The sequence below is a fragment of the Variovorax glacialis genome (assembly GCF_051216375.1).
Classification (GTDB): Bacteria; Pseudomonadota; Gammaproteobacteria; order Burkholderiales; family Burkholderiaceae_C; genus Variovorax.
The window spans coordinates 343325-361353 of record NZ_JBPJZT010000002.1; the positions used below are offsets into that span (position 1 = coordinate 343325).

The following is an 18029-nucleotide window of genomic DNA, read 5'->3' on the forward strand; positions in this document are numbered from 1 at the left end:
CACTGCCTCTCCTGACCCAACGACCATCTCCATGTCGACGCCCGTCCTGCCCACCCTCCCCTCGCTCGGCGAACTCGAGAACGCCGAGGAATTCATCGCGCGCCACATCGGCATCGAAGCCGCGGACGAGACGCGCATGCTGGCTGCCGTCGGCTCGACGACGCGCGCCGAACTGATCGACGGCATCGTGCCGCCGGCCATTCGCCGCAGCCGGCCGATGCGCCTGCCGGCACCGTTGACGGAGGCCGACGCGCTGGCCGAACTCAAGGCGATAGCGTCGAAGAACAAGGTGGCGCGCAGCTTCATCGGACAGGGCTACTACGGGACGCACACGCCCGGCGTGATCCTGCGCAACGTGCTGGAGAACCCCGCCTGGTACACGGCCTACACGCCCTACCAGGCCGAGATCTCGCAGGGCCGGATGGAGGCGCTGGTCAATTTCCAGACGATGGTCTGCGACCTCACGGGCGTGGCCATTGCCAACGCGTCGATGCTCGACGAGGCGACGGCCGCCGCCGAGGCGATGACGCTGGCCAAGCGCAGCGTGAAGAGCAAGAGCAACGTCTTCCTGGTGTCGGGCGATTGCCATCCGCAGACGATCGAAGTGATCAAGACGCGTGCCGCGCCGCTGGGCATCGAGGTCAAGGTCAGCACCGTGTCCGAGACCCTGCCGCACCTGATGGCGAGCAGTGAATTCTTCGGCGTGCTGGCGCAATACCCCGCCACCACTGGGCACGTGCACGACCTGCGCCCGCTCGCGGGCCACGCGCACCAGTTCGGCGCCGCCTTCTGCGTGGCGGCCGACCTGCTCGCGCTCACGCTGCTGGTGCCGCCCGGCGAATGGGATGCGGACATCGTCTGCGGCACCACACAGCGCTTCGGCATGCCGATGTGCAATGGCGGGCCGCATGCGGCCTACCTCGCGTGCCGCGACGAATACAAGCGTTCGCTGCCCGGCCGCATCGTCGGCGTCAGCGTCGACACGCACGGCGCGCCCGCCTACCGCCTCGCACTGCAGACGCGCGAGCAGCACATCCGCCGCGAGAAGGCCACCTCCAACATCTGCACCGCGCAAGTGCTGCCGGCCGTGGTCGCCAGCATGTACGCGGTCTATCACGGGCCGCAAGGGCTGCGGCGCATTGCGCAGCGCGTCGCCGCGCTCACCGCGGTGCTGGCGCAGGGCCTGGAGCAGATGGGACGGGAGCTCGTCAACGTGACCGCCTTCGACACCGTCACCGTCAAGACCGGCGAGGACACCGCCAAGATCCTCGAACGCGCCGAGGCGGCCAGCTTCAACCTGCGCCACCGCCTGCAGAACCACCTGGGCATCTCGCTCGACGAGACCACGACGCGCGCCGACATCGAGACCCTGTGGGCCCTCTTCGTGCCGACCGGCAAGCCGATGCCGCGCTTCGAGGACCTCAGCGGCCGCATCACGCCGCGCATCCCCGAGGACCTGCGCCGCACCAGCGACTTCCTCGCGCACCCGGTGTTCAACACCCACAAGAGCGAGACGGCGATGCTGCGCTACGTCCGCAGCCTGAGCGACAAGGACCTCGCGCTGGACCGCAGCATGATCCCGCTCGGCAGCTGCACGATGAAGCTCAACGCGACGAGCGAGATGATCCCGATCACCTGGCCCGAATTCGCGAACATCCACCCCTTCGCGCCGGCCGAGCAACTGCAAGGCTACGCGCAGCTCGACAAGCAGTTGCGCGCGTGGCTTTGCGAGGCCACGGGCTATGCCGGCATCAGCCTGCAGCCCAACGCGGGCTCGCAGGGCGAATACGCGGGCCTGCTGGCGATCAAGGCCTTCCACGAAGCGAAGGGCGAAGGCCATCGCAACGTGTGCCTGATCCCCTCTTCGGCGCACGGCACCAACCCTGCCAGCGCCCAGATGGTCGGCATGCAGGTGGTCGTGACCGCCTGCGACGCCGAAGGAAACGTCGACATCGACGACCTCAAGCGCGCCTGCGGCACGCACGGCGACAAGCTCGCGGCGGTGATGATCACCTACCCCAGCACGCACGGCGTGTTCGAGACCCGCGTGAAGGAACTCTGCGAGATCGTGCACGCGCACGGCGGCCGCGTGTACGTGGACGGTGCCAACATGAACGCGCTGGTCGGCGTGGCCGCGCCAGGCGAGTTCGGCGGCGACGTGAGCCACCTCAACCTGCACAAGACCTTCTGCATCCCGCACGGCGGTGGCGGGCCCGGTGTCGGGCCGGTGTGCGTGGTCGAGGACCTCGTGCCCTACCTGCCCGGGCATGCGACCGGCGGCATCGCCTCGCACGGCGTGGGCGCCGTGTCTGCGGCACCGCTGGGCAACGCGGCCGTGCTGCCGATCAGCTGGATGTACTGCCGGATGATGGGCGCCGTCGGCCTCAAGGCCGCGACCGAGATCGCCATCCTCAGCGCCAACTACATCAGCTCGCGCCTGAAGGACCACTACCCCACGCTGTACGCCAGCCCGAACGGCCACGTCGCGCACGAGTGCATCCTGGACCTGCGCCCGCTCAAGGACGCCAGCGGCGTGACCGCCGAGGACGTCGCCAAGCGGCTGATCGACTACGGCTTCCACGCGCCGACCCTGAGCTTCCCGGTGCCCGGCACGCTGATGGTCGAGCCGACCGAGAGCGAGCCGCTGGCCGAGCTCGACCGCTTCATCGACGCGATGATCGCCATCCGCGGCGAGATCCGCCGCGTCGAGGAAGGCGTCTGGCCCAAGGACGACAACCCGTTGAAGAACGCGCCGCACACGGCGGTGAGCCTGCTCGGCACCGAATGGACCCGCCCGTATTCGCGCGAGCTCGGCGGCTTCCCGCTGGCAACGCTCAAGCAGGCCAAGTACTGGCCGCCGATCGGGCGGGTCGACAACGTCTACGGTGACCGCAACCTGTTCTGCAGCTGCGTGCCGGTGGGCGACTACGCCAAGGCCTGAATCGCCGCGTCAACATTTTTTTACAACGACGGTCGAAAAGCTGTCGATCTCGCAGTCGCCGCTTCGACGTTGAAGTAGAGCCCCGGAAAAGCCCCGGTCACACCGACCGGATGCCGGGCTCCCGATTCAAACCAAGGAGCAAGGACATGCGATTCATGGTGATAGTCAAGGCCAGCAAGGACTCCGAAGCCGGCATCCTTCCCACCGAGGCCCAGCTGACCGCGATGGGCAAGTACAACGAAGAGCTGGTCAAGGCCGGCGTCATGCTGGCCGGCGAAGGCCTCCAGGCCAGTGCCAAGGGCGCCAGGGTGCGCTTCTCGGGCAAGCAGCGGACCGTGATCGACGGCCCCTTCAGCGAGACCAAGGAGCTGATCGCCGGCTTCTGGCTCTGGCAGGTCCGCTCGAAGGACGAGGCCATCGAATGGCTCAAGCGCGCCCCCTTCGAGGGCGACGAAGTCGAACTGCGCCAGGTCTTCGAGATGGAAGACTTCGGCACGGAACTCACCCCCGAACTGCGCGAGCAGGAAAAGCGCCTTGCGGCCGAAATGGCCGCCAGGAAGCCCTGACCGCCCGTCCGCAGGGAGATCCGACCATGAAATTCATGATCATCCGCAAGGCCGACAAGGACACCGAGGCCGGCATGATGCCCACCGAGCAGCTCGTGACCGACATGATGAAATACAACGAGGAAATGATCAGGGCGGGCGTGATGTTCGACGGCATGGGCCTGCAGCCGAGCGTGAAGGGTGCGCGCATCAAGTTCAACGGCGGCAAGCCGACGATCACCGACGGGCCTTTCGCGGAGGCGAAGGAGCTGATCGCAGGCTTCACGCTCATCCAGGTGAAGTCGCGGGATGAAGCCCTCGAATGGGCCAAGCGATGGCCGCCCATCGACGGCAATGGCAACGTCGAGCTGGAACTGCGGCAGGTGTACGAGGCCGAGGACTTCGGCGCCGAGTTCACGCCCGAGCTCCGCAAGCAAGAGGAGCTGCTGCGCGAACGCGCCGCCGCGCGCGACGACCCGGGGCGGCCGCACCCGTGACGACGGCCGACGCGCACCGCACAGTCAACGCCGTCTGGCGCATCGAATCCGCCAGGATCATCGGTGCGCTCGCACGGATGGTGCGCGACGTCGGCATCGCCGAGGAACTGGCGCAAGACGCGCTGGTCGCCGCGCTCGAACAGTGGCCGCGCGAAGGCATCCCCGACAACCCCGGCGCCTGGCTCACCGCCACGGCGAAGCGGCGGGCGATCGACCTGCTTCGCAAGCGGACGCTGCACGCCGGCAAGGAAGACGAAATCAGCCGGGAACTGGATGCCCGGCACGCCATGGCCGCAGCCGATTTCGCCGAAGCGGTCGATGCCGCGATCGACGACGACGTGGGCGACGACATCCTGCGCCTGGTGTTCACCGCCTGCCACCCCGTCCTCTCGCCCGAAGCCCGCGTCGCACTGACCTTGCGCCTGCTCGGCGGTCTCACCACCGACGAGATCGCCCGCTCCTTCCTCGTGCCCGAAGCGACCATCGCCCAGCGCATCGTCCGGGCCAAGCGAACGCTGGCCGCCGCGCGCGTCCCCTTCGAGGCGCCACGCGCCAGCGAGTTGGCTGCGCGGCTCGCGTCGGCGCTCGAAGTCATCTACCTGGTCTTCAACGAGGGCTACGCCGCCACCGCCGGCGACGACTGGATGCGTCCAGCGCTGTGCGAGGAAGCGCTGCGGCTCGGCCGCATCCTGGCCGAACGCATGCCCGAAGCGTCGGAGGTCCACGGCCTGGTCGCGCTGATGGAAATCCAGGCATCGCGCTCGGCGGCGCGCGTCGATGCCAATGGCGACCCGATCCTGCTGCTCGACCAGAACCGCGGGCGCTGGAACCAGATCCTGATCCGGCGCGGCCTGGCTGCGCTGGCGCGTGCCGAAAAGCTCGGCGGCGCGCTGGGCCCCTACGCACTGCAGGCCGCGATCGCGGCGTGTCATGCGCGGGCCCGCGTCGCGGCCGAGACCGACTGGACGCGCATCGCCGCCCTCTACGAAGCGCTCGCGCAACTCGCGCCTTCGCCGATCGTGGAACTGAACCGCGCGGTCGCGCTGTCCATGGCCTTCGGGCCCGCCGTGGGCCTGGAACTCGTCGACACGCTGCGTTCAGAGCCGCAACTGCAGGGCTACCACCTCCTGCCCAGCGTGCGCGGCGACCTGCTCGCCAAGCTGGGACGCAGCGGCGAGGCCTACGTCGAATTCAAGCGTGCCGCGGAACTCACGCGCAACGGGCGTGAACGCAAGCTGCTGCTGATGCGCGCGCTCGCCTGCTCGGGCGGCGCGGCCGCGTCGGCGGCCGACTGAGCCGACGCCGAACTATTTCTTCGCGATCGCCCCGGTCGCGATCTGGCGACGGAATTCGGCCAGCTTGGCCTTCATCCGGCGTTCGTTGACCGGACCCATGCGGATCAGGATCTTCTGCCCCGCCGACAGCGATTCGAGCTCCGGATCCACGAACTCGTAACGCACCCACGGGCGCTCGGACTGCATCTCGCCCTTCACTTCCGTCAGCTTCACCTGCACCGGTCCCGTCGGTACCGGCGTCTGCAGCAGGTGGTCGATCACGGCGACGAGACGGTCATTGAAATAGCGCCCCGGATAGCCGAGTTCCTCATAGGCCTGTTGGAACAGCGGATAGAGCTTGGCGTAGAGCGCTGCCGCGCGGCCAGGATCGACCGACTCGGCGAAAAGCACGAAGGGCGTGTACCGGTTGCCATTGTCGGGACTGATCGTCTTCGCCTCGCCATTGCCCTGCACGGTGAAGCGATTCGGCGTCGGATTCGTCGGCCACACGCGCGTAGTCGCCTGTGCGCGCGGCAGGTTGTCGACCGTCGCCACCACGCGCCGCACGAAGCCGTCGGTCTGCAGGAAGGATCCGACCCCCTTCTTGCCCAGCAACTCGTTGAGCGCAGCGTTCACGCGGGCATCGGCGTCGTTGAGCGGAGGCAATGTCGCGTCGGGCTCGGCCAGCGCATCCAGCGGATTCTGCGGACCCGTGACCACGGGCTGCGGCGGCGGCGCGTCGGCCGGCGCGCCTTGAGGCTGCGGCATGGTCGCGACGGGCGGTTCCGACGCCGTTTCCTTCTGCAATGACCAGCGCCACCACGCGAACGCGGCCGCGAGAATCACCACGACGACGATCACCAGCATCCACACCGACGATTCGCGTGCTGGCCTGAATTCTGCTGCGTCCCGTTCGGGCATGGTGGAATCGTCCTTTCATTGGCGGTCGGATGTGCGCGGTCCATTTGAATCCACGACAGCACCCCGACCGTAACGCCCTGTGACCGCTTGGAACCCTTATGAACATCGACTTCGCGACCCTCACCGAGTACCAGCGTTACAAGCTCATGGCAAGCCTGATCGTGCCACGTCCGATCGCGCTCGTCACCACGCTCGGCCCCGACGGCATCGTCAACGCCGCGCCCTTCAGCATGTTCAACATGCTGGGCGAGGAACCGCCGATCGTGATGATCAGCGTCAACCGCCTGCAGGACGGCGTTCTCAAGGACACTGCCGCCAACATCGTGCGCACCCGCGAATTCGTCGTGCACCTCGCCGACGAGGACATCGCCGAACAGATGCACCGCTGCGGCGACCGCCACCCGCCGCATGTGAGCGAACTCGACGTCGTCGGCTTTACCGCCCTGCCCAGCAGCGCCGTGAAGCCGCCCCGCATCGCCGAGGCGCCCGTCGCCTTCGAATGCACGCTGTGGGAAACGCTGGAAACCGAAAGCCGGCAGATCTTCATCGGCCAGGTCCGCTGGATGCATGCACGCGACGAACTGATCGACACCGAAACGTGGCGCGTCCGATTGCAGCACTACTTCCCGGTGGGGCGTTTCGGCGCGAGCTTCTATGTGAAAACGCGCGAACGCTATTCCCTGGCCGCGCAAGGCGAGACCCGCAGCACGTCGATCGACGAGATGTAGTGCAAGAGGACCACCGCGCAATCTACTCCTTTGCCAACAAAGTGGTCATCGGCTGTGCGGTCTACCCCTAAGGTAGGCGCCGCCTTACACGCACGAACTGTCAATTGAAGTTAAAACGACGCTTGTTACGGCTTCAGCGACGGAGGATCTGATGTTCAGTTTTTTCCAACCCAACCGAAACGGCCACTTGCGACGTGTCATGACGCTGCTTGAAGAGGCCCACCTGGCCCGCATCGAGCACCAGGCGGCGGCGGAGCATCACGGCGCCCTGGCCCGCATGTACGCCGAGCGCGCCAAGCGGCTGGAGCGGGAGGTCTATGGATCGACGCACGTTCCGCTGGGAGAAGGAGGGTCGGCACCTCACAAGACTTCCGACGAGAAGCCCGTCGTCTACGCGCTGGACGCAGGCCGCCGTCTTGAAGGACAAGCCAAAGGCTGAACCGTCAGAATTTCCAGTTCAGTGTGGCGCGGACGCCGTTGTCTCGCATGCCGCTGCCGGCCTGTCCCGCATAGGACATGCTGAACACGGCGTTCCTGGCGATCGGCGCCTCCACTCCGAGTTCGAGCACGGCCGTGTTCCGCGCGATGGGTACCCCGGCGACACTGAAGGCGCTGGAGCCGTCGAAGCTGAGCAAACTCGTCGGCACCGTGCCCCCATACGCATGGCGCCAACCCAGCATGCCTCGCGCCGTCCAGTCGGTGCCCCCCACCTCGAAAGTCGATGCGGCGCGCAAACCGAGCGTGGAAAAGGTGGCGCTGGTGGCGTCGCTGCGGCCGTTCACGGCGCCGACGGTTCCCTGCTCCAGAAATCCGTCCGTTGACTGCCTGACGTAGGCCAGATTCGCGAACGGTTCGTACTGGATAGTCCCCGCGTCGATGCGTTGGCCGAGTTCGCCGAAGACCTGGGTGGTTCCCGCGTTGTATTTACCGCCAAGTCGATCGGTATAGCCGGGGAAGGAAACAGCGCGGCTGGTATCGATGGCGTGCCACGTGTAGGCGGCTCCCAGTCGCAGGCCCAGATCGCCCCATTGCGTGCCGCCATAAACGCCGATGTCATAGTCGTCGCTGCTGCCCGACGCGTTGCGATCGTGCGCGTTGAAGCTCGAACGGCTGTACCCGGCCATCATGCCGACGCGCCACGTGTCGGCCACACGCAGATCGGCGCCCCCGAGGAGACCGCCGATCGAGCGATCCAGTTTCGCGGCATTGCCGTCCGCATCGGTGCTGCCCCACGATCCAAAGGACCGCGCCCAGGCCACGGGGCGGTCCGGATTGCATTCCATGGCTGCGAGCGTCGACTCTTTGCCGATGGCCTTTGCACTGATCCGGGGATCGGCGCCGCCGACGGCGCAGAGGGCTTGTCGAACGCGATCGGTCGATGCATCGCGCACGAAATGGCTTGCCTCGATCATCTGCGTCTTGGCGGAGGCGTGGATCTCACCCGACAACTGGTTGAAGGCGTCGCGCGCCTGGACGTCGGTCTCCAACAGGCCGACCGCGTCCTTCAGTCGGTTTCCATCGGGCAAGTCATTCAGGCTCCGGGCAGTCGCGATCTCGTTGTGAGTCTGCGCGGCGCTGACGAAATTCCTGACCTGCTCGGGCATCAGGTAGACGTTGTTGGCATCGTAGGAATCGACGAGTCTGAAGAATGTGCCGGAAGTGTCTCCGCCGAGCGTGTACCTGCCGGTCACGCCGTTCCCGGCGGTCAGCACCGTGTAACGCGAGTTCAGGGAATAGGCGCCTGGCGTGACCTTGGTCACGTTGAGGACGGCGCCGCTCTCCAGCGTCGCCGAGCCGCTGACCTGGATCCGGTCCGACGCGGTGCTGTTCGGGACCACCTGCGCCTGGTAGATGGATCCCGCAGCCTGGGTGTAGTTGCCATTGATGGACAAGGTCCCGACGGAGTTGCCGGGCGCGATCGTGCCGCCTGCACGGATCGCAGTGGCCCCGACCATGCCGTTGCCACCCAGCGTCGCGCCGTCGAGCACCTGGACCGCGGAGTTGGCCAACGAGCCGTTGACGGCCAGCAGCCCCGCCGCCACGGTCGTGGCGCCTGACAGTGCGTTCGTACCCGTGACGTCGAGAGCGCCCGCTCCCGACTTGGTGAAGCTCCCCGTGCCGTTGAGGGCATTGGCGAAACTGGCGTTGCCAGGCTGGTCGATGATCAGCGCTGCGTTGTCGAGGATCGCACCTGTGCCGAAACTGGTCGCCGAACCGGCCAGCGTGCCTGCCGAGATCGTCGTCCCGCCCGCATAGTTGTTCGCGGCGCTCAGCGTGGTCGTGCCGCCACCGGCCTGGATGACTGCACCGGTGCCGCTGATCACCCCGGGGAAGGTGAAGTCATTCGACCGATTGAAGGCCAGAGCGCCGTTGTTCAGCACGTCTCCGACGATCGAACCAGTAGGGCCGCCGTTGCCCAGTTGCAATGTTCCATGGGAGATGGTCGTTCCACCGGTGTAGGTGTTCGTCCCACTCAGCACGGTCGTGCCGGCGCCCACCTGACGGACAGCACCCGTGCCGCTGATTCCGCCATTCAGTTCGAAGCTGTCGGAGCGGTTGAAAGCCAGGGTTCCGTTGTTGGTCACGTCGCCAACGATCGACCCGGAAGTGCCTGCATTGCCCAACTGCAATGTCCCCGCGGAGATCGTCGTGCCGCCGGTATAGCCGTTCGCCCCGGTCAGGACCAGCGTGCCGAGATCGGTCTTGTCCAGGCCGCCGGAGCCGTTCAACGCGGCGCCGATGGTCGCGACATAGCCCGCGCCTGCCTCCGTCCCGTCGCCCACGCGGAAGACGTGGCTGCCGGGAACCAGCGTGACGGGGGCGCCCTCGATCGCATAGCCGTTGGTGGCGAACTGCATGCCCGACGACGTGACGGCGCCAGCACTGTTGTCGACCGTCACCGTGCCTGGCGTGCCGGCAAAGATCGCGAACGACCCATCCGTGTAGGACGAATTGACCGCGCCAGAGATGTCCGCCCAGTTGTCGTTGCCGGCGGAGGCTTGCCAGATGCCTGATCCGCCCTTGACGCCCCCGTCGAACTTCGGGCCAGCGCCGTCCCAGACATTGATCGTCAAGCCGGCCGTATTGACGAGGTTGACCTGTCCGGCAAGGGCCGTCTGCACGTAGAGCGAGGTGCCGCCTGGCACGGCGCCAAGCGCGAGACCGTTGTCGGTCAACGTGCCGCCGTAGCTGATGATCCGATAGAGCCCCGGATCGAAACGAACGCCGGTCGGTGCCGTGACGTTCACCGTGCCGTCGAGCAGCAAGTTTCCGCTGACCACGGTCAGGTCATTGAAGGCGCCGCCGACGACACCCGCCTGCCCGAAATCGTAGTGAAGGATCGAGGGGCTGGCGAGCGACAGGTTGCCGCCGATGGTCAGCGTGCCGATCGACTGGCCCGGCGCCAGGATGCCGTCGGCGATCGACACGCTGCCTCCGAAGGTGCCACGCCCAGCGATCGTGCCGCCGGTGGCGACGGACAGGGTGCTGGCGCTGCTGCCGAGGGTGCCGTCCACTCGCAGCGTGCCGCCGGTGACGCTCGTGGCGCCCGAGAAGGTGCCGCTGTTGCCGGTCAGGAGGCTCGTGCCTGCGCCGATGTGGCGGACGGCTCCCGCGCCGCTGATGTCGCCGGCGAAGGTCACGGCATCCGATCGATTGAAGATCAGCGTTCCGTTGTCCACCACATTGCCGACGATCGAACCGGTGGTGCCGCCGCTGCCCAGTTCCAGCGCGCCCGACCAGATCACCGTGCCTCCCGCATAGGTGTTGTTGGCGGTCAGCGTGGTCGTGCCGCCGCCGACCTGCTGGACAGACCCTGTACCACTGATTACGCCGGCGAAGGTCACGGCGTCCGAGCGGCCGAAGGCCAGCGCGCCGTTGTCGACCACATTTCCAACGATCGAACCCGTGGTTCCCCCAGCGCCCAATTGCAGGACGCCGCTGGAAATCGTCGTGCCGCCCGTGTACGTGTTCGCCGCGGTCAGCGTGGTTGCCCCTCCACCGACCTGGGTGACGGCACCCGCACCGCTGATGGCTCCGGCGAAGGTGACAGCATCCGAGCGGTCGAAGACCAGGGTGCCGTTGTCGAGCACGTTGCCGACGATCGAGCCCGTGGTGCCGCCGCTGCCCAGTTGCAACGTGCCTCCCGAAATCGTCGTGCCGCCGGTGTAGGTGTTGTCCGCAGTCAGGGTGGTGGTTCCCGTGCCGAGTTGCACGACCGCACCGCTGCCGCTGATCACGCCACCGAAGCCCACTGCGTCGGAACGATTGAAGCCCAGTGCGCCGTCGTCGACCACGTTGCCACGAATCGATCCGGCCGTACCGCCATTGCCCAGCAGCAGCGCGCCGGCGGAAATCGTCGTGCCACCCGTGTACGTGTTGTCGGCCGTCAGCGTCGTGGTGCCGGCACCGGCTTGATGGACCGCGCCACTGCCGCTGATCACGCCAGCCAAAGCCACGGAATCCGAGCGGTCGACGACGAGGGTGCCGTTGTCGAGCACGTTGCCGGTGATCGAGCCGGTGGTGCCGCCGCTGCCCAACTGCAACGTGCCCGCGGAGATCGTCGTGCCGCCGCCGTAGGTGCTGTCGGCCGTCAGCACCGTCGTGCCGCCCATCTGATGGACCGCGCCGCTGCCGCTGATCGCTCCCGCGAAGTTGGTGACGCCCGGGTTGTTGAAGGCCAGCGTGCCGTTGTCGACCACATCCCCGACGATCGACCCCGTCGCCACGCCATCGCCGAGTTGCAGCGTGCCGGCGGAAATCGTCGTACCGCCGCTGTAGGTGTTGGCCGCCGTGAGCACCAGCGTGCCCAGGTCCGTCTTGTCGACACCGCCCGTGCCGCCCAGCACGGAGCCGATCGTCGCGACATACCCCGCCCCTGCCCCGGTGCCGTCACCGACGCGCAGGATGTTGCTGCCCGCGGCCAGCGTGATGGGGTCGCCCTGCACCACATAGCCCCCGGTGGCGAACTGCATGCCCGACGCGTGGACCGCGCCGAGGCTGTTGTCCACGGTCACGGTGCCCGGCGTGCCGGCGAATATGGCGAAGGTGCCATCCGCATAGGGCGCGTTGATTGCGCCGGTGGCCTCGGTCCAGTTCAGATTGCCGGCACTGGAAGCCTGCCAGGTACCGCTGCCACCATCGATCCGGCCGTTGAAGCCGCCGCTCGCGCCGTCCCAGTAGTTGAGCGTCAAGCCGGCCGTGTTCACCAGGTTGACCTGTCCGGCGAGGGCGGTGTTGACGAAGGTACTGCTGCCCGGAGGCGTGGTGCCGAGCACGAGGCCGTTGTCGGTGAGCGTGCCGCCGTAGCTGATGACGCGATACAGCCCGGGGCCGAAGGTGCCGCCACTGGAGGTCGTGACGTTGAGCGTGCCGTCCAGGGTGAGGTTGCCGCCGACCACGGTCAGGTCGTTGAGCGCGCCGCCGGGTGCCCCGGCTTGTCCGAATTCGTAGTTCAGGGTCGAGGCGCCGGCAAGCGCCAGGTCCCCGCCGATCGTCAGCGTGCCCGGCGATGAGCCGGGCGCCAGGATGCCGTCGGCGATCGACACGTTGCCGCCGATGGTGCCGTTGCCGCCGAGCCTGCCGCCGGCGGCCACGGACAGTGCGCTGGCCGCGGAGCCCAGGGTTCCGTTCACCTGCAGCGTCCCGTTCGTGACGCTGGTGGTGCCGGTGAAGGTGCTGCTGTTGCCGGTGAAGACCGTGGTGCCGGTGCCAGCCTGGTGGACGGCTCCGCTCCCGCTGATCGCACCGGCGAAGGCGACGGCATCGGAGCGGTTGAAGGTCAGGGTGCCGTTGTCGACCACGTTGCCCGTGATGGCGCCAGTGGTGCCACCGCTGCCCAGTTGCAAGGTGCCGGCGGTGATCGTCGTGCCGCCTGTGTAGGTGTTGTCGGCCATCAGCGTCGTGGTGCCGGCGCCGACCTGGTGAACCGCGCCGCTTCCGCTGATCGCGCCCGCGAAGGCGGTGGCATCGGAGCGGTTGAAGGCCAGGATGCCGTCGTCCGCCACATTCCCGACGATCGAGCCGGTAGTTCCGCCCCCGCCCAGTTGCAGGGTTCCGGCGGTGATGGTCGTGCCACCTGTGTAGATGTTGTCGGCTGTCAGCGTGGTGGTGCCGGCGCCGATCTGATGGACCGCACCGCTGCCGCTGATCGTGCCCGCGAAGGCGACGGCATCCGAGCGGTTGAAGGCCAGTGCGCCGTTGTCGACCACGCTGCCAGTGATCGAGCCACTGGTGCCGCCGCTGCCGAGTTGCAGCGTGCCTGCGGATATCGTCGTGACACCGGTGTAGGTGTTGTCGGCCGTCAGCAACAGCGTGCCGGCGCCGTTCTTTGTCAGCGTCGTACCGTCCCAGCCGGTGCCGGAAGGTGCCTGGTCGACGAGCGCCAAGTCGACGTTGAACGTGTCAACCGGATTCGCCAAGGTAAAGACGCCGTTGCCCAATGTCGTGCCCGCCAGCCAAGTCAGTCCGAAGCCCACGTCGTAGTTGGCGCCGTTCGGCTGCCCCCGGAGGCTCAGGTAGTCAACAGGGTTCGCCACCGGGCTCGACGCGAAGCTGGTGAAATCGCCGGTGATCCCCGAGCCGGTGGTTCGGATCACGGTGTAGAAGGTCGTCGGCAAGGCACTGGCCAAAGCGGGCGCATTGCCGGAAAAGCCGGTCACATTCAACGCGCCGCTCAGCGACGCCGAAGCGGCCGTGATCGACGTTGCCGCGCCGATGTCGACGTTCAACGCAGACCCCGCGGCCTGGGTCAGTGCACCCGTCAAAGTCAGCTGGGAATTGCCGCCCACACTGGTCGTCGCGCCGGCACCCGTCGACAGGCTCGAGGCGGCGAACACGCCGTTCTGTTCGAAGTCAAGTGTGCCGCCAGTCACGCTCACTGCACCCGCGGTCGAATTGGGCGCCGTCAGTGTCGCGACGCCTGCCCCGGCGTTCTGCAGGGCGCCCGCGCCCGTCAACGCGTTCGCGAAAGTGCTGTCGGTCGCGAAATCGAGTTGGAGCGCGCCGTTGTTTGCCACCGCGCCGGATCCCAGCGCGCTGCCGTTGGTCGCGGTCAGCGTACCGCCTCCGGCCAGGATGGCTGTACCTCCCGTGTAGGTATTCGCCGGATTCGAAAGCGTCAGGTTTCCTGTCCCCGACTTGATGACGCTTCCGGACCCGGTGATGGTGCCGGCATAGGTCGAGGCCGCGGTGCTGACATCGGTCAGGACCGCGGAACCCAGGAGAATCGACCCGCTGCCTGAAAGATTCCCGACCGTCTGACCAAGGTTGTTCCGGGCGAGATCGAGTGTGCCGTCCACGGTTACGCTGGTATTCGTGGCATAGGCGTTGGCGACGGTACCGACCAGCGTCGCGCCAGCTGCTACGCTGGTGTTGCCCGTATTCGCATTCGTCGCATTCGAAAGCTCCAGTACCCCTCCACCCTGAACCGTCAATCCGCCCGTGCCCGTGAGGCGCCCCGTCAGGTTCAAGTCGCCCGCGCCGGTGTCCGCGATCACCGACCCGGTCAGATTGATGTTGCCCGATGCAGCCAGGATCCCGTTGCCCGTGAATCGGGCGCCGGACTGGAAATTGATCGTCGGCGCGTCGAGGGTGAAGGTGCCGCCCGTCACATTGACGGTTCCGCCATTTGCCACCGTGAGGGTCAGCGCGCGCAAGCTGGAATTGGCGCCGCCCTGCACCGTTCCTGCCGTGCCGCTCCCCGTGTTCACCAGGAATGCACCTCCAGCGGTGTTTCCGTAGTTCACGCCATCAGCGAGGGTGAACAGCCCCCCCTGCACAGTTGTATTCGCCTGGATGGTCGAATCGAACTGGGTTGTCGCGCCGTTGTCCCCGTGGAAAACAACCTCCCCGTCCCCTGTCTTCGTCACCGTGACGGTAGACCCGGCAATCGAACTGATCGGATCGAAGAAGCGGATCTGCTGCCCGGCATTGGCATTCAGATTGAGATTGCCCGACGATCCGACATAAATGGCATTGGGCGTCCCGGTGCCGGCAACAGGCAGTCCACCGGAAACGGAGACGCCCTGACGGTTACCCTGGAACAGGATATTGTCCGTCGCCGCATCGAGCGATATCGTGCCGGCCTGCAGATAAATGGCACCACCACTGGTTGACGCGGAGTTGTTGAGAAATTGCGAACCAGAAGTCAAACTGACCGAGGCGGCGGATGAGTCATAGAAAATTGCTCCGCCATAGCCGCCTCCGCCCGCCCCGCCTCCCGTCTTGATCGCGTAGTTGTTCGTGAAAATGGCCGGCGCCGTGAAGGTGAACCGATAATCGTATGAGGCACCGCTTCCGAATGCGTTGAGGGCCCCGCCTCGCGCATTACCGTTAAGCGCGGAGGAGGTGACGTAATTCCCATCAAATGTGACGGAGTTGTTGAATTGCACGATAGAGGCGCCCGTTCCCGGGCTCAAGTCGCCGACGTTGATGGCGCCGCCGCGCGTATTGGCCGTGGTGCTATTGACATAATTTCCGGAAAACGTCGTCGGACCATTGAAGGTCAGTGTTGAAGCGCCGCCCCAGAGGTCGATTGCTCCTCCATAATATAGATTGGCATGATTGTTCAAGAAACTCACTGGGCCATTGAAATTCAACACGCCCGCCGCTTGATACATTGAAATGGCGCCGCCGTAATTATCGGTCGCGTTCGAATCGAACGTAACTTTTCCATTGAAATTCAGCGTACCAGCGTACATTCCAATCACACCGCCGGCATCACCCAAGCCAGTATTATTTGAAAACGTAATGCCGTTCGTGCCACCCGCAGTGATATTCACCGTCGGTCCGTTTATCACGCGCATGACACTCCCTTCACCGCCACTGCCACCCGTGAAGCCGGAAAATCTGACATCATTCAGGTTCAAATTGGATGTGACGCCAGCAACGTCGTGATAGAAGACAGGCCATGTGTCGGCGGCTGTCCCAAGAAAGGTCGCGTTCGAAATCGTGGCTGTCGTTGGTGTTACATTCGTGACCGGAGCGAGAATAGGACCGGCAATGGCCCCGATCGTGATCGTATTTCCTGCACCATCGAGCGTCAGTTGTGCATGCGGCGCCGACTGCGAAACAACCGTGTTCCAGGTTGAATTGCCCGCAAGGATGAAATTGTTGTTGGCGGCGCTCAGGTTCGTATTCAAATAAGCGCCGATATTTGTTCCCGCAGGAATGGAAACTTGAGCCGACGCCGACGCGTGGATCGCCAATCCGATGGCCAATGCTCGCAAGGCAAATCGAAACCCCGAGCTCACGCTGCAAATACCGCCAGCCGTTCCTTTACCTGCGGTTTTCGTGCGTTCGGATACGACTACGACCTGTCCAGTGCGCGCGTTCCAGATAGCACGGAATACTCTGTTCATTTAGCGTTCCCATGATGTTTAGCCCCGCCCCTGGGCTCTGCGATCACCGCCGCGCCGTACGACGGAACGTTTTCAATGTGACATTGCCTTATCAGGGTGTCTATTGATCCGAATCTGCACGTATCCCAAGCAATGAACTTGACAAATTGACTGACGCGCCTGGCATGTCTGTTCGCTGCGCATCGCCATTGCAGGGGAGGAACGTCGCATCGAAAACCGGCCAGAATCGGGAATTGCGCCCGGCGCAGCGCTCGATGCGGGCGCAAGGAGATCGTGGACAAATGGCTGATGAATCCGTCGACGTGCTGATCGTGGGAGCCGGTCTTTCCGGCATCGGTGCGGCTTCCCACCTGCGACGCCTGTGCCCCGGCCGCAGCGTCGCGATCCTCGAGGCGCGCCATGCGCTGGGCGGCACCTGGGACCTCTTCCGCTATCCCGGCATCCGCTCCGACTCGGACATGTACACGCTGGGCTACTCGTTCCGGCCCTGGACGGGAACCCAGTCCATTGCCGACGGACCCTCCATCCTCCAGTACCTCCAGGACACCGCACGCGAACAGGGCATCGAAAGACTCATCCGTTTCGGCCACCGGGTGAAACGCGCAAGCTGGTCCTCCGACGAAGCGCAGTGGACCGTCGACGTCGAACGCGACGCCGGCGACATCGCTTCCATCCGTTGCGCCTTCCTGCTGGTGTGCAGCGGCTACTACGACTACGCCGAGGGCTACACGCCGGACTTTCCCGGCCGCGAGCGATTTACGGGGCGCGTCGTCCATCCGCAGCAGTGGACCAGCGACATCGACCACGTGGGCAAGCGCGTTGTCGTGATCGGCAGCGGCGCGACTGCCGTCACGCTGGTGCCCGAACTGGCCAAACAGGCCGATCACGTGACGATGCTGCAGCGCTCGCCCAGCTACGTACTCTCGGTGCCGTCGGTGGATCGCATGGCGGCCTGGCTCCTGCGCCACATGGGGCCCTCCACCGCCCACGGCCTCACACGCTGGCGAAACGTGATGTTGGCGATCGGCCTCTACGCGCTCTGCCGCGGCAAGCCCAGGTTCGCGAGGGACGCCATGCTCAAGCTGGTCCGCCGGCAGGTCGGCCCCGACTTCGACGTCGACACGCATTTCACGCCGACCTACAACCCGTGGGAACAACGCCTGTGCTTCGTGCCCGACGGCGACCTCTTCAAGGCCATTCGCGAAAAGCGCGTCAGCGTAGTGACCGACCGCATCGAATCCTTCACCGAGACGGGCCTGAAGCTCGCCAGCGGCGCAGAACTGGCTGCGGACCTCGTGGTCACGGCCACCGGCCTGAAGTTGAAGCTCATCGGCGGTGTCGAACTCAGCGTGGACGGACGACGTCTCCAGTCCCCCGAACTCGTCAACTACAAAGGCGTCATGTTCAGCGGCGTTCCGAACTTCGCGTCGATCTTCGGCTACACCAATGCGTCATGGACGCTCAAGGCCGACCTCGCGAGCCTCTTCGTGTGCCGCCTCCTCAACCACATGGAACGCACCGGCGTCCGCCAATGCGTGCCGCACGCGGAGGAAGCGTCGATGCCCCTCCAGCCTTGGGTCGATTTCTCATCGGGCTACTTCCAGCGCGCCATGGACCAGTTGCCCAAACAGGGCGTGAAGAAGCCCTGGAAGCTGAACCAGAACTACCTCGCCGACCTGATGACCTTGCGGTACGGCGCGGTGGACGACGGGGTGTTGCGCTTCACGCCATAGACGGCGAACCCGCCGGAAAAAGGAAGAATTT

At 65.8% G+C, this 18029-nt stretch carries 9 protein-coding genes; 7 read left to right on the top strand and 2 right to left on the bottom strand.

The window, feature by feature from the left end; translation table 11 throughout:
- The first annotated feature begins 31 nt into the window (after positions 1-31).
- From gcvP to ACSFBL_RS06085, 4 genes are all read left to right on the top strand, one after another.
- The gene (gene gcvP, locus ACSFBL_RS06070) at positions 32-2941 is read left to right on the top strand and encodes an aminomethyl-transferring glycine dehydrogenase (protein WP_435514844.1); all 2910 of its coding nucleotides are present in this window, start codon (positions 32-34) and stop codon (positions 2939-2941) included.
- A 146-nt stretch (positions 2942-3087) separates the two neighbouring features.
- Complete coding sequence (locus ACSFBL_RS06075) at positions 3088-3507, top strand: YciI family protein (RefSeq protein ID WP_435514845.1); 420 nt, start codon at positions 3088-3090, stop codon at positions 3505-3507.
- A gap of 26 nt (positions 3508-3533) precedes the next feature.
- Positions 3534-3983: a YciI family protein gene (locus tag ACSFBL_RS06080; protein ID WP_435514846.1), complete on the top strand. Its 450-nt coding sequence runs from the start codon at positions 3534-3536 to the stop codon at positions 3981-3983.
- Positions 3980-5278, top strand: a complete 1299-nt coding sequence (locus ACSFBL_RS06085) for an RNA polymerase sigma factor (RefSeq protein WP_435514847.1) — start codon at positions 3980-3982, stop codon at positions 5276-5278. Before ACSFBL_RS06080 ends, ACSFBL_RS06085 begins: the two co-directional genes overlap by 4 nt.
- A gap of 12 nt (positions 5279-5290) precedes the next feature.
- Here ACSFBL_RS06085 and ACSFBL_RS06090 read toward each other — a convergent pair whose 3' ends face one another.
- Positions 5291-6178 (bottom strand): DUF3014 domain-containing protein, encoded by an 888-nt coding sequence (locus ACSFBL_RS06090; RefSeq protein ID WP_435514848.1) that lies wholly within the window; start codon positions 6176-6178, stop codon positions 5291-5293.
- Positions 6179-6276: 98 nt separating this feature from the next.
- Between ACSFBL_RS06090 and ACSFBL_RS06095 the strand changes: the two genes are divergently transcribed.
- Positions 6277-6906 carry a flavin reductase family protein gene (locus tag ACSFBL_RS06095; RefSeq protein ID WP_435514849.1) on the top strand — a complete coding sequence of 210 codons (630 nt, stop codon included), beginning with the start codon at positions 6277-6279 and terminating at the stop codon, positions 6904-6906.
- A 151-nt stretch (positions 6907-7057) separates the two neighbouring features.
- On the top strand, positions 7058-7345 hold the full coding sequence (locus tag ACSFBL_RS06100) for a hypothetical protein (RefSeq protein WP_435514850.1): 288 nt from the start codon (positions 7058-7060) through the stop codon (positions 7343-7345).
- 4 nt (positions 7346-7349) lie between these two features.
- On the opposite strand, the gene ACSFBL_RS06105 is transcribed toward ACSFBL_RS06100, so the two are convergent.
- Positions 7350-16265: an autotransporter-associated beta strand repeat-containing protein gene (locus ACSFBL_RS06105; RefSeq protein ID WP_435514851.1), complete on the bottom strand. Its 8916-nt coding sequence runs from the start codon at positions 16263-16265 to the stop codon at positions 7350-7352.
- Between the two features lie 281 nt (positions 16266-16546).
- Between ACSFBL_RS06105 and ACSFBL_RS06110 the strand changes: the two genes are divergently transcribed.
- On the top strand, positions 16547-17998 hold the full coding sequence (locus tag ACSFBL_RS06110; RefSeq protein ID WP_435514852.1) for a flavin-containing monooxygenase: 1452 nt from the start codon (positions 16547-16549) through the stop codon (positions 17996-17998).
- The last annotated feature ends 31 nt before the right edge of the window (positions 17999-18029 follow it).